The organism is Rhodococcoides fascians NBRC 12155 = LMG 3623 (assembly GCF_001894785.1).
Lineage (GTDB): Bacteria > Actinomycetota > Actinomycetes > Mycobacteriales > Mycobacteriaceae > Rhodococcoides > Rhodococcoides fascians.
This window is the reverse complement of the sequence record NZ_BCWW01000007.1, coordinates 59,887-72,635: the sequence shown is the minus strand read 5'-3', so window position 1 is coordinate 72,635 and position 12,749 is coordinate 59,887. Positions and strand designations below refer to the sequence as shown.

Below are 12,749 nucleotides of genomic sequence, written 5' to 3'. Positions count from 1 at the left end.
CGAAGTTCCACTCACATGGGTGGCGGTTAGTACGACTCGTTGATCGCGTGCGAGACGACCGGAATCATCGACTCGACGGTGACCTCGCGGGGGTTACCCGGGGTGCACCAGTCTTCTTGGATGTGCTCGGAGATCTTGAGTACCGACTTCTCGTCACCCTTGATCACGTCGCCCTTACCGGCGTACTTGCCGGTGTTCATCCGGTTCTTGTCGTACGTCGCAGAACGGATCGACCCGAAGTTGTCGGGAATGCCGACATCCTTCGCGAGCCTGATGGCGGCTTCGACTGCCGCGTCGGCCGCCTGGACGGTGGTCATGTTCTTCGTGTCGACGCCCATGGCCACGGCGATCTCCGCGTAGCGCTCGTAGCGTGAGGGCAGGTTGTACTCCCACACGCGCGGCAGAGCGATGGCGTTGTTGAGGCCGTGAGCACTGTCGTAGAACGCACTGATCGCGTGGGAAATCGAGTGGATGACACCGAGTCCGCCGGAGTTGAACGCCTGCGTGGCGATGTACTGGGCGTTCATCATGCCCTCACGAGCCTTCAGATTGCCCGGGTCGTAGACGGCCTCGCGAAGGTGCTTGGACACCAGGCCGATCGAGTAGATCGCGTTGCCCAGCGACGGCGCGAAATCGAGACGCGACACGTACGGCTCGGCACCGTGCGCCAGAACGTCGAAGCCACAGAACGCGGTCCACTGCTGGGGGCAGGTGTAGTAGAGCAGCGGATCGTCCAGTGCCAGAGTCGGTGTCGACGCCTCGTCGAAGGCGAGCCACTTGTGCGGCTTCTCCATGTCCGAGGTGTCGGTGATGACGTACGCCCAGGACGTCTCCGAACCCGTTCCGGCGGTGGTCGATACGGCGATATGCGGTGGGTTCTGCTTGTTCGTGGACTTGGAGAATCCCTCGAACTCGTTGATGTTGCGGCCGTCGTGGGCAACGACTACGCGGATGCCCTTGGCCGCGTCGTGGCTGGAGCCGCCACCGACGGAGATGACGCTGTCGCACTTCTCCTTCTGGTAGAGCGCGGCACCGTCCATGACGTTGTAGTCCTTGGGGTTCGACTCGACCTTGTCGTAGAGAACCACCTCGACGCCCTGGTATTCGATCTTGCCGATCAGTTCCTCGATGATCCCGGATCCGCGCAGTCCGGTGGTGACGAGCAGGGCACGCTTGAATCCGAGTTCCTTCGCCTCGACGCCGATCATGTCGTGAGCGCCGACCCCCAGCTTGGCGCGGGGCAGCGGGTGAAACTCCTTGATGGGGAATTCCCAGATCTGATTGAGCTCGATTGCCATCGGTGTCTCCTCGGTGAGTGTGGTCAGGAAACGCCTGGGGTGTGTGATCGGCGTCTCACTGATGACCACCATGGCCGCACCGAGAGGAGATCGGAACACCTGCAGGGCAGAACCGTTCCAACACCGCTGCCGGACTATCCGATTGGGCAGTACATGGTGCCCGTCCTCGGGAGGGGAGATCGAGGAGTGATTGCTGCGCTATCGATTTCGTCGCTGCACAACCGAGAACCCGACGACCGAGATCAATGCAAGAGCAATGACGAACGCCCCGTACACCTCGACCGTGGTGCTCAATCCGAGCCGGTGCACGGCGAGTCCGGCGATCACCGCAGGCAGGCTGAAGGCGAGGTAGCTGATGACGAATGTCGTGGCGAACACGCCACCTCGCTCCGCAGCGGGGACCAACGAACCGAGTGTGCGCATCGCGCCGAGAAACGTTGCTCCCCAGCCCGATCCTGCGACGACCGCGCCGACGAAATACAGCGCGACCGAGCCGATTTCGACCGACACCAAGGTCAGCGCGACGCCGCTTGCGAGCACCGACGCGCCGATCATCATCACCGTGCGAGGAAGCCCGTTGCGCACGACGACAGCTGCTACCGAGCCCGAGGCGAACAGCGAGAAGATCTCCAGGCCGCCCACGATGTAGTTGTCGATACCGAAGACGGTGCCGATGATCGACGGGCCCAGCGAGAGGTGGAACCCGCCGAGCGACCAGGTCGCGAACAGGGCAGGGGCAATGACCACGAACGGTGCCCGCACCGACTTAGGCAGCGAGGCTCGCGGCAGCAGGGTCGACGCCAGGTGACGTCGGGAATCGAAGCCGCGCATCGCCGACGTCTCCGGCACGAACAGCAGGGCCACGGCCAGTACTGCCGCGGCGGCGATCAACAGGGCGAACACGAGAATTTCGGGTGCCGGTGCCAACTGCACCAGCAATCCGGCCCCGATCGCGCCTGCCGCCAGACCGAAGGAGGGGGCGACGCTGTTGAGCAGCGGGCCGGTCGACACGGTGGGCTGCAGATCGATGATGGCCGCACTCATGGCCCCCGTCGCCGCGCCTGCTGCGATTCCCTGCACGACGCGAGCAGCGATCAATACCGGAACACTGTCGGCCACGATGAACAACACCAGACTGACGATCAACAGCAGCAGTGACGCGACCAGAATCGGTTTGCGTCCGATGTGGTCCGACAGACTTCCTACCGTGAGCAGAGTCAGCAGCAGCGCCAGCGCATAGACGGCGAAGACGACCGTGAGGGTGATCGCACTGAAACCCCACGACTGCTGGTACACCGGGTACAGCGGCGACGGTGCAGCGGAGGACGCCATGAGGACGATGAAGGCGACGCCGACCACCCAGAAGGCGTACCGATGCGGAATCCGCGCCGCTGCTCTGCCCTGAACGTCCCGCGTGTCGACACCGACCATGTGCTCATTCCCTCCACCGCAACGACCGTTACCTCAGTGAAGGACAACGCACGAACGCACCGGGCATTCCCCGGCGGCGCGGAACTACCGGGCCCGCGCACCGTCGAGCAGTACCGCTGCCTCGCGGTAACGATGTGCACTGTCCGGTAGTACGCCTTCGATCCCGCTCAGCCACACCGAGACCGATCCGGTGCCGGCCCGCGCCGAACCGACCTCGTCCGCGCGCCGCACCGTCTGATTGGCCACGGCCGCCGCGCTGTCGAACATCGTCACGCCGTCCGGCAGACGCGCGACGATCTCGTCCAGCACCAACGGGTAGTGGGTGCACCCCAACACGATGGACTCGACGTCGTCGGGAGTGGCGGCCACCGCAGCGTCGATGGCCGCACGTATTCCGGTCGAGTCTCCGCGATCGATCGAATCGGCCAGGCCGTGGCAGGCCACGCTGGTCACCGTCCGACGAGAGGCGAATTCGTCGATCAACCGGGCCTGGTACGCACTTGCCGTCGTGGCCGCCGTCGCCCAGATCGCGATCCGATCACTGACCGCCGCTGCGGGCTTGATCGCCGGGACCGTCCCCACCACGGGGATCGCATCACCGAGCGCAGCCCGCACCTGGCTCAACGCCGTCACACTGGCCGTGTTGCACGGCAGCACCACGACCTCGGCACCGAGTTCGACGGCATGCCGAGCGGTACCGACCACCCGCTCGATCACCCACGCATCCGGCTTCGGACCCCACGGAGCGTTGTCGGGATCCATCATCAGCACCAGATCGAGCTCGGGACGCGACTCACGCAGGTGAGCAGCCGTCGGGAGCATTCCCAACCCCGAGTCGATCAGTGCGACGATCATGCCAGTGCTTGCTCGACGTCGCCCACCAGATCGGCACCGTCCTCGATACCGACGGACAGACGCACCAGGTCGTCCGGGACCTCGAGCAGCGAACCGGCAGTCGACGCGTGCGTCATCGCGCCGGGATGCTCGATGAGCGACTCGACGCCGCCCAAAGACTCTGCGAGAGTAAAGATCTCGGTTTTCGCGCAGAAATCGAGAGCGGCCTGTTTGCCGCCGGCCAGCCGCACGGAGACCATGCCGCCGAACCGTCGCATCTGCTTCGCGGCCACCGCGTGAGACGGGTGCGACTCGAGGCCGGGGTAGATGACCTGCGAGATGGCCGGATGCCCGTCGAGGAATTCGACGATCTTCTCCGCGTTGTCGCTGTGCCGTTCCATCCGCAACGCGAGGGTCTTGATGCCGCGCAAGGTCAGGAATGCGTCGAACGGTCCGGGAACGCCCCCGGCACCGTTCTGCAGGAATGCGAACGCGGTATCGAGTTCTTCGCTGTCGGTCACCAGAGCGCCGCCGACGACGTCGGAGTGACCACCGATGTACTTGGTCGTCGAGTGCAACACCACGTCGGCACCGAGGGACAACGGCTGCTGCAGGTAGGGAGACGCGAACGTGTTGTCGACGACCAGCTTGGCCCCGCCCTCGTGCGCGACGCCCGCGAGCGCCTCGATGTCACCGACGTTGAGCAACGGGTTGGTGGGCGTCTCGACCCACACCAGCTTGGTGTTCGGACGCATCGCGGCGCGGACCTCGTCGACGTTCGAGACCGCGGCCACGGAGTACTCGATGCCCCACTGGGTGAAGACCTTGTCGATCAATCGGTACGTGCCGCCGTAGGCGTCGTTGGGAATGACGAGGTGGTCACCGGGACGCAGCGCCGACCGCAGCATGCAGTCGGTAGCGGCCATGCCCGACGAGAAAGCGCGACCGTAGGTACCGGATTCGATGGCTGCGAGGTTGGCCTCGAGCGGCCGACGCGTCGGGTTGCCGGTGCGCGCGTACTCGAATCCGCTACGCATTCCGCCGACCCCGTCTTGCGCGAAGGTGGAGCTGGCGTAGATCGGCACGTTGACCGCGCCGGTCAGTGGATCGGGCTCGTAACCCGCGTGGACCGCCTTCGTGGAAAAGCCCTGCCAGGAGGTGTTGTCTGCCTTGCTGCGCTGCTCACTCATGGCCTCCACACTAATCGGCCTGCGTCGCCCGGCAGGGGCGTGGGTAACCTGCGAAGACAACCCCCAGCGGAAAGAGGCACCGTGGCCAACTCCCAGAGCGTCGACGAACTGTTCGCGATCGATTCCCTCCTCGACGACGAAGAACGTCAGATCCGGGACACCGTCCGCAAGTTCGGCAACGAACGCATCCGACCACACATCGCCGACTGGTTCGACGAGGGCACCGTTCCCGCACGTGAACTCGCCAAGGAGCTGGGCTCGCTCGGCCTGCTCGGCATGCACCTCGAGGGCTACGGCTGCGCCGGAACATCGGCGACGGCGTACGGGCTGGCCTGCCTCGAACTCGAAGCCATCGATTCCGGCATCCGCTCACTGGTCTCGGTGCAGGGCTCGCTGGCGATGTTCGCAATCTGGAAGTACGGGTCCGAGGAACAGAAGCAGCAGTGGCTTCCGGGGATGGCCGAGGGTTCGCTCATCGGCTGCTTCGGTCTCACCGAGGCCGACTTCGGGTCCAACCCCGGCGGCATGCTCACCCGCGCCAAGCGCGACGGTGACGACTGGATTCTCAACGGCAGCAAGATGTGGATCACCAACGGTCCGGTCGCCGACGTCGCCGTCGTGTGGGCTCAAACCGACGACAAGGTCAGGGGTTTCGTCGTCCCCACGGACACCCCCGGATTCACCGCGAACACGGTGAAGAAGAAGCTGTCTCTGCGCGCGTCGATCACGGGCGAGTTGGTGTTCGACGACGTCCGGCTTCCTGCCGACGCGATGCTGCCCGAGGCCCGCGGCCTGAGCGGACCGTTGAGCTGCCTCAACGAGGCCCGTTTCGGCATCGTGTTCGGCGCGATGGGGGCGGCTCGGGACTGCATCGAGTCGGCCGTCGAGTACTCCAAGACCCGCGCGGTGTTCGACAAGCCGCTGGCCGGATACCAGCTCACCCAGGCCAAGCTCGCGAACATGGCGCTCGAACTCGGCAAGGGTCAACTGCTCGCGCTGCATCTGGGCCGGCTGAAAGACAAGGGAGAGCTACCGGGCGAGCGAGTGTCCCTCGGCAAGCTCAACAATGTGCGTGAAGCCATCAAGATCGCACGCGAATGCCGAACCATCCTGGCCGCCAACGGAATCACGTTGGAATACCCCGTACTCCGGCATGCCAACAACCTCGAATCCGTCCTCACCTACGAGGGCACATCCGAGGTCCATCAACTCGTGATCGGGCAGGCGCTGACGGGCTCCAGCGCTTTCCGATAAGGCGGCTGCGCCGCTTGTGAGCGGAACCTCGTAGCCTGCTACGAAGTTCCACTCACATGCCTAGGCACCCTTACTGAGGAATCCGAGCAGATCGTGGCGGGTGATGACGCCGACGGGCTTGCCCTCTTCGACGACCATCAGCGCATCGGACTCCCCGAGGGCCTTGGTGGCGTCGGAGACGGTTTCGCCGGCACCGATCAGCGGGAACGGCTCACTCATGTGCTTGGCGACCGGGTCGGCCAACGCTGCGCGACCCTCGAACACGGCGCTGAGCAGATCGCGCTCGGTGACGCTGCCGGCGACCTCGCCTGCCATGACGGGCGGCTCGGCTCCGACGACGGGCATCTGCGAGACGCCGTACTCGCGCAGGATCTCGATGGCGTCGCGCACGGTCTCGGACGGGTGGGTGTGCACCAGATCGGGCAGAGCGCCGGACTTGCCACGCAGCACTGCGCCGACCGAGGTCTCCTCGGTGGTGCCGTCCAAGCGCGAACGCAGGAATCCGTACGACGACATCCACGAGTCGTTGAAGATCTTCGCCAGGTAGCCGCGGCCACCGTCGGGCAGCAGGACGACGACCAACGCGTCGGGGCCTTCGCGCTCGGCAACCTGAATGGCCGCGACAGCAGCCATGCCGCACGAGCCGCCGACCAGCAGGCCTTCCTCGCGAGCGAGGCGACGAGTCATGTCGAACGAGTCGTTGTCGGACACGGCAATGATCTCGTCCGGGATGGACGGGTCGTAGGCGGTCGGCCAGAAGTCCTCACCGACACCCTCGACCAAGTACGGACGTCCCGTGCCACCGGAGTACACCGATCCCTCGGGGTCGACGCCGATGACCTTGACCTTGCCGCCGGAGACCTCCTTGAGGTACTTGCCGGTGCCGGAGATGGTGCCGCCGGTGCCGACGCCTGCGACGAAGTGCGTGATCTTGCCGTCGGTGTCGGCCCAGATCTCGGGCCCGGTGGTCTCGTAGTGGCTGGCCGGGCCGGCCGGGTTGGCGTACTGGTTCGGCTTCCACGCTCCCTCGATCTCGCGGACGAGTCGGTCGGAGACGCTGTAGTAGCTGTTGGGGTCTTCGGGCGCGACGGCCGTGGGGCAGACGACGACCTCGGCACCGTAGGCACGCAGCACGTTGCGCTTGTCCTCACCGACCTTGTCGGGGCACACGAACACACACTTGTAGCCACGCTGCTGAGCGACGAGCGCGAGGCCGACGCCGGTGTTACCGGACGTGGGCTCGACGATGGTGCCGCCGGGCTTCAACTCGCCCGAGGCCTCGGCTGCGTCGATCATCTTGACGGCGATGCGGTCCTTCGACGAACCACCCGGGTTGAGGTACTCGATCTTGGCTGCGACCGTGCCGGCGCCGTCGCCGATGACGGAGGACAACTTCACCAACGGGGTGTTGCCGATGAGTTCGGTGATGTGCTGTGCGATGCGCATTGCTCCATCTTCCCAGATGCAGGTATCGGACTCACGGCCACGGCTGTCGACACCCGCATACGATGGTGAGGGGGCACGACGAGAGGGATCGATCTGTGACGGCGAGCGGATGGCGCACCGCCGCGAAAGCGAGCGCCGCGACGGTACTTGCAGGCTCAGGAGCAGGGACTGCGTCCTGGGCCGCGTATCGACATCTGATGGGGCAGGCCGCCGCGGCTCGCGGTGTCATCGGACGCAACATTGCCAAGCCACCCGAGGCCGACGGGGTCTACACCGCCGGCTGCGCAGCACCTGAGCGGTGGCGCATGGGAAGTTCAGCAGATATTCATCTGATGATCTTCGGCGACTCCACCGCGGCAGGCGTGGGTTGCACTGTGGCCGACGAGGTCCCGGGTGTCCTGCTCGCCCGCGGGTTGGCCGAGGAAACCGGTCAACGAATTCGCTTGAGCACCAAAGCAATTGCCGGTGCCACGTCCAAGGGACTCGAAGGTCAGGTCGACGCCATGTTCGTCGCGGGCCCGCCGCCCGACGCCGCGGTGATCTTCATCGGCGCGAACGACGTCACGAAGAAGTTCTCCATTCCGGCGTCAGCGGCCAGGCTGGGCGATGCAGTCGAACGATTGACGGCCAAGGGCTGCGTCGTCGCCGTGGGAACGTGCCCCGATCTCGGTGTCGTGACGGCCATTCCGCAACCGCTGCGTACCGTCGTCCGCAATTGGGGTCGGCGGCTGGCCCATGCCCAGACGGCCAGGACTCTCGGCGCCGGCGGGCATCCGGTTGCCCTGGCGGATCTGCTGGCACCGGAGTTTCTGGCCGCCCCCGACACGATGTTCTCGGCGGACCGCTTCCACCCGTCCGCTGCGGGGTACGAGCTGGCCGCGCAACAGATTCTGCCGGTGCTCGCCTCGGCCCTCGGCGTCTGGCACGGCGGTCCACTGCCCGAACTGCCGACGGTGTCCGCCGCCGCCGAATCACGCAGAGCCATACCCCGCGCCACCGCCGCAGTGGACCGCTTTCTCCGGCGTAGAACTGCCGAGCTCGACGCCGAGATCGACAGCGCGGCGGAGGATCTCCTACGTCGTGGAGATGGCCGTCAGGCAGGGTTGTAAGTTCGATCAGGAGACATCGCCTACTCGGCGGTAACAGAGCAGGTAAGCAGTATCGATATCGAAGGAGATCTCATGCCAGAGGCAGTCATCGTCGCCACCGCGCGCTCACCCATCGGCAGGGCAATGAAGGGGTCGCTCAAGGACATTCGTCCCGACGACCTCACCGCTCAGATGGTCGCCGCTGCGCTGGCCAAGGTGCCCTCGCTCGACCCGAAGGACATCGACGACCTGCTCCTGGGCTGCGGCCTGCCCGGCGGCATGCAGGGCAACAACCTCGCGCGCATCGTCGCGGTTCAGCTCGGCTACGACTCGCTGCCCGGAACGACGATCACGCGCTACTGCTCGTCCTCGCTGCAGACCACCCGCATGGCGCTGCACGCGATCAAGGCAGGCGAGGGTGACGTGTTCATCTCCGCAGGCGTCGAGAGCGTGTCCAGCTTCATCCACGGCAGCTCGGATTCGCTTCCGGAAAGCCACAACCCGATCTTCGCCGACGCCGAGGCCCGTACCAAGAAGGCACAGGAAGAGGGCGCGGACAGCTGGACCGATCCCCGCGAGAACGGCGAGCTGCCCGACGCGTACATCGCGATGGGCCAGACGGCCGAGAACGTCGCCCTGCTCACCGGCATCAGCCGTGAGGACCAGGACCGCTGGGGCGTCCGCAGCCAGAACCGCGCCGAAGAGGCCATCAACGCCGGCTTCTTCGAGCGGGAGATCACCCCGGTGACCCTGCCCGACGGCACCGTCGTCACCACCGACGACGGCCCTCGCGCCGGCACCACGTACGAGAAGATCAGCCAGCTCAAGCCGGTCTTCCGTCCGAACGGCACCATCACCGCCGGTAACGCATGCCCGCTCAACGACGGCGCAGCAGCGCTCGTCATCATGAGCGATACCAAGGCCAAGGAGCTGGGCCTGACCCCGTTGGCTCGCATCGTGTCCACCGGCGTCACCGGCACGTCTCCCGAGATCATGGGCCTGGGGCCGATCGAGGCCACCCGTAAGGCGCTGAAGATCGCGGGCATGTCCATCTCCGACATCGACCTGTTCGAGATCAACGAGGCCTTCGCCGTGCAGGTCCTCGGCTCGGCACGCGACCTCGGCATCGAAGAGGACAAGCTCAACGTCTCCGGCGGTGCCATCGCGATCGGCCACCCGTTCGGCATGACCGGTGCCCGCATCACCACGACTCTGCTGAACAACCTGACGACACAGGACAAGACGTTCGGTGTCGAGACCATGTGTGTCGGCGGCGGCATGGGCATGGCCATGGTGCTCGAACGTCTCAGCTGATCCGAGACGCACAACGGAAAAGCCCCGCCCTCCGAATCGGAGGGCGGGGCTTTTCGCGTGAGTACTAGTCGTTCTGGAAGTAGCTCAGCAGACGCAGGATCTCGACGTACAGCCAGACCAACGTGATGGTCAGACCGAGGGCGACGCCCCAGGCTGCCTTCTCGGGAGCCTGTGCGCGGATCAGCTGATCGGCCTGGTCGAAGTCCAGCAGGAAGCTGAACGCCGCAATGCCGATGCAGACGAGGCTGAAGATGATGGCGATGGGTCCGCCGTCACGCAGCCCGAATCCACCGTCCATGAAGAAGCTGGCGACGAGGTTGCCGAGCATGAGCACGACGACACCGATGAGGGCACCGACGATCATGCGAGTCAGACGCGGCGTGACGCGAATAGCGCCGGTCTTGTAGACGATCAGCATGCCGAAGAACACGCCGAACGTGCCGAGGATGGCCTGGCCGATCAGTGCCGATCCGCCGACTCCGCCGAACGAGACGTCGGTGAACATCAGCGACAGCGCGCCGAGGAACACACCTTCCGCCGCGGCGTAGGCCAGCACGATTGCCTTGTTGTCCATCTTGCGACCGAACGTCGCGAACATGACCAAGCCGAAGCCGATGAGGCCGCCGCCGATCACGAAGGGGATGGCCAAGCCCGGACTACCCGAGACCAGGAAGTACGAGATGATCGCCGTGACGCTGAGCACACCGAGGGTGATGCCGGTCTTGGTGACCACGTCGTCGATCGTCATGGCCCGCTGAGCGGGCTGCGTGGTGTACGGGTCGGCCTGTGTTCCGGGATGCTGGCCGAACGTTGCGGCCTGCGAGGCTCCAGCCGTCGCAGATCCGAATGTGGCGTATCCGCCGCCCTGCTGCTTGGGCAGGTTGCGGAACACCGGGTTGCTGGAGGTGCGCACCGTGTCTCTTCCCTTCGTAAGTTCTGATCCCCACCGGGGATCTCCCCGTCGGTCATCAGTAGAACGTTCGACATCCGGACAAAAGTTCCCGTGACGAGAACCTCTACGTCGGACAAACCGGACTCTACCGGGTCGCCCCTCGACAGGCAGCCACGACCGCGTGTGTGACACCGAATCGAAACGGGCACTATGAGGAAATGGCAATCGAAGACGGACCCGACCAGACCTTGGACCAAAGCGAAAGCCTCGACTCCGACGAGGTGCGCAACGACGACGGCGACACCGTGGTCGATCCCCCGGACCACTGGAGCGAAGCCAACAGTTTCGGCACGACCGCCCGTGAAGCAGCCGAGGGTGAGAGCCTCGACCTCAAGCTCAGCGAGGAAGAACCCGACATCGCCGTCGAGGAGGATCTCGACCGCCCGATCACCGAGACCCCGGACGACGAACTGACCGAAGAACTGGTCGACCACGTCATCGAGGAGTCCGACGAGGATCCCGACATCGATTACGCGGAAGGCCAGCGTCAGGCCGAGATCGTCGAAGGGACTCTCGTCGAGGATCGTGGGCGCGACAGGGGCCAGATCGACGGCACCCCGGAAGACGGCGGCCCCGTCACCTGACGCTCTCGCATCTGGTCTTCACTGTCACTCGCTCGGGCGCACCGAGCGAGTGACGGTGAACTTGGTGTTGCGTCCCATCGGATCGGTGGGCCCGACGGCGTCGGCGAGAGCCCGACGATAGTTCAGGTGCGTATTGAACACCGTCCACAGCTGTCCGCCCGGCCGCAGCACGCGTCCGGCGGCCTCGAACAACTTGCCTGCCCCGCCTGTGTGTACCGCAGCGCCCTCGTGGAACGGCGGGTTGCAGACGATCAGGTCGACCGACCGGGACTCGAACGTCGACATCGCGTCGTCGGCCACCACCGAGATCGTGGTCCCGTTCGCTTCGGCGGTGGCAGCGGCCGACGCGATGGCCGCGGCGGATCGGTCCGTCGCGATCACCTCGAGACCGGGCCTGGTTCGAGCCAATTCGGTCGCGAGAATTCCACTGCCGCACCCCAGATCGACGGCGTTGGTTGCGCGAGGTGCCATCTTAGGCACGAACCCCAGTAGAAATCTCGTCCCGATATCGAGGCCGGCCCCGGCGAAGACCGCGCCGTGAGCCACGACCGTCAGGCCGAGGTCGTCGATTCGTTTGTCGACCGGATACGTCATCTCCGACGCCACTGCCCCGGTCGCGGTCAGTACCCGCGCCTTCTGCCGTCCCCGACCCGCCGTGACGGTCTCGAACGACCGCCCGAGGATGTCGTTCATCGCAGGCGTCATGTGTTTGTCCCGGCCGCCGGCCAGGACGACGACGTTCGGGAGCGCATGCGCCGCGATGTGCTCGGCGATCTCGGTGAGCTCGGCCAGACCTCGCGGCAACTGCATCAACACGGTGCCGACGCCGTCGAGCAGTTCCGCACCCAGCCCGTGGTGGGTGTACGTGCCGACCATCGACACACGCGCCGCGTTCAGCTCCAGAGCGCGTACGCCGGTAACAGCGTCCTGGTGCACTCGCACGTCGGTGAACCCCAGGGCCGCCGCACCCAGAGTCAGAGCGCCGTAGCGATCACCGATCACAGCAATCGGTGCCGTGCGGTCGACCCCCAGTTCGTCGACGGTATCGAGCAGCAGACGATCTGCCGCGTCGACCGCATGCAGATTGGGTGCCTCGGCATCGGGCTCACGCCGCAGAGCTTCGAACAACGTTTCATCGGACACCCGGGCAGTATTCCACCGAACGCGACCGGCCGAGCGCGGTCGTTCCGCGCGGCAAGTGGCTATTGCGACCGATGAGGTGCATGCTCGGGGAATGGAACACAAAGACAAGAACGAGGCGCTCTTCAGCCACCCCGACGACGCATCGACCGATGCCTCGGCCGAAGCGACCAAGCCCGCCGTCTACACGGCCCTCTTCAGCGGTGCCAACGACTGAC

The 12,749-nt window shown here is 65.5% G+C and carries 12 protein-coding genes; 5 read left to right on the top strand and 7 right to left on the bottom strand.

The genetic code is table 11. The annotated features are described in order from the left end of the window. Positions 1 to 26: 26 nt before the first annotated feature. From mdo to RFA01S_RS15700, 4 genes are all read right to left on the bottom strand, one after another. Positions 27 to 1,298, bottom strand: a complete 1,272-nt coding sequence (gene mdo / locus RFA01S_RS15715; RefSeq protein WP_027496261.1) for an NDMA-dependent methanol dehydrogenase — start codon at positions 1,296 to 1,298, stop codon at positions 27 to 29. A gap of 198 nt (positions 1,299 to 1,496) precedes the next feature. Beyond that, positions 1,497 to 2,729, bottom strand: a complete 1,233-nt coding sequence (locus RFA01S_RS15710; protein WP_027496260.1) for an MFS transporter — start codon at positions 2,727 to 2,729, stop codon at positions 1,497 to 1,499. An 84-nt stretch (positions 2,730 to 2,813) separates the two neighbouring features. Beyond that, on the bottom strand, positions 2,814 to 3,584 hold the full coding sequence (locus tag RFA01S_RS15705) for a glutamate racemase (protein WP_032408044.1): 771 nt from the start codon (positions 3,582 to 3,584) through the stop codon (positions 2,814 to 2,816). After that, a complete protein-coding gene (locus RFA01S_RS15700) occupies positions 3,581 to 4,753 on the bottom strand; it encodes a cystathionine gamma-synthase (RefSeq protein WP_032365667.1) in 1,173 nt (390 codons plus the stop codon). The genes RFA01S_RS15705 and RFA01S_RS15700 overlap by 4 nt, the downstream gene beginning before the upstream one ends. Before the next feature lie 81 nt (positions 4,754 to 4,834). On the opposite strand from RFA01S_RS15700, the gene RFA01S_RS15695 reads away from it, so the two are divergent. Continuing rightward, complete coding sequence (locus RFA01S_RS15695) at positions 4,835 to 6,007, top strand: acyl-CoA dehydrogenase family protein (RefSeq protein WP_032388183.1); 1,173 nt, start codon at positions 4,835 to 4,837, stop codon at positions 6,005 to 6,007. Between the two features lie 60 nt (positions 6,008 to 6,067). Here RFA01S_RS15695 and RFA01S_RS15690 read toward each other — a convergent pair whose 3' ends face one another. Continuing rightward, the gene (locus RFA01S_RS15690; RefSeq protein ID WP_027496256.1) at positions 6,068 to 7,453 is read right to left on the bottom strand and encodes a cystathionine beta-synthase; all 1,386 of its coding nucleotides are present in this window, start codon (positions 7,451 to 7,453) and stop codon (positions 6,068 to 6,070) included. A 95-nt stretch (positions 7,454 to 7,548) separates the two neighbouring features. On the opposite strand from RFA01S_RS15690, the gene RFA01S_RS15685 reads away from it, so the two are divergent. Together RFA01S_RS15685 and RFA01S_RS15680 are read left to right on the top strand one after the other, a co-directional pair. Further along, a complete protein-coding gene (locus RFA01S_RS15685) occupies positions 7,549 to 8,562 on the top strand; it encodes an SGNH/GDSL hydrolase family protein (protein WP_032371083.1) in 1,014 nt (337 codons plus the stop codon). 72 nt (positions 8,563 to 8,634) lie between these two features. Beyond that, positions 8,635 to 9,855, top strand: coding sequence for an acetyl-CoA C-acetyltransferase (locus RFA01S_RS15680; RefSeq protein ID WP_032371084.1), 1,221 nt, complete (start codon positions 8,635 to 8,637; stop codon positions 9,853 to 9,855). Between the two features lie 64 nt (positions 9,856 to 9,919). Here the strand turns inward: RFA01S_RS15680 and RFA01S_RS15675 are convergent, their stop codons facing one another. Beyond that, positions 9,920 to 10,768 (bottom strand): Bax inhibitor-1/YccA family protein, encoded by an 849-nt coding sequence (locus tag RFA01S_RS15675; protein ID WP_032408045.1) that lies wholly within the window; start codon positions 10,766 to 10,768, stop codon positions 9,920 to 9,922. A 197-nt stretch (positions 10,769 to 10,965) separates the two neighbouring features. On the opposite strand from RFA01S_RS15675, the gene RFA01S_RS15670 reads away from it, so the two are divergent. Continuing rightward, positions 10,966 to 11,391, top strand: a complete 426-nt coding sequence (locus RFA01S_RS15670; protein WP_027496244.1) for a hypothetical protein — start codon at positions 10,966 to 10,968, stop codon at positions 11,389 to 11,391. Between the two features lie 24 nt (positions 11,392 to 11,415). On the opposite strand, the gene RFA01S_RS15665 is transcribed toward RFA01S_RS15670, so the two are convergent. Next, positions 11,416 to 12,534: a class I SAM-dependent methyltransferase gene (locus tag RFA01S_RS15665; protein WP_032408046.1), complete on the bottom strand. Its 1,119-nt coding sequence runs from the start codon at positions 12,532 to 12,534 to the stop codon at positions 11,416 to 11,418. A gap of 91 nt (positions 12,535 to 12,625) precedes the next feature. On the opposite strand from RFA01S_RS15665, the gene RFA01S_RS28185 reads away from it, so the two are divergent. After that, entirely contained in the window at positions 12,626 to 12,748 is a 123-nt protein-coding gene (locus RFA01S_RS28185; RefSeq protein ID WP_255032376.1) for a hypothetical protein, read from the top strand. Position 12,749: the final 1 nt, after the last annotated feature.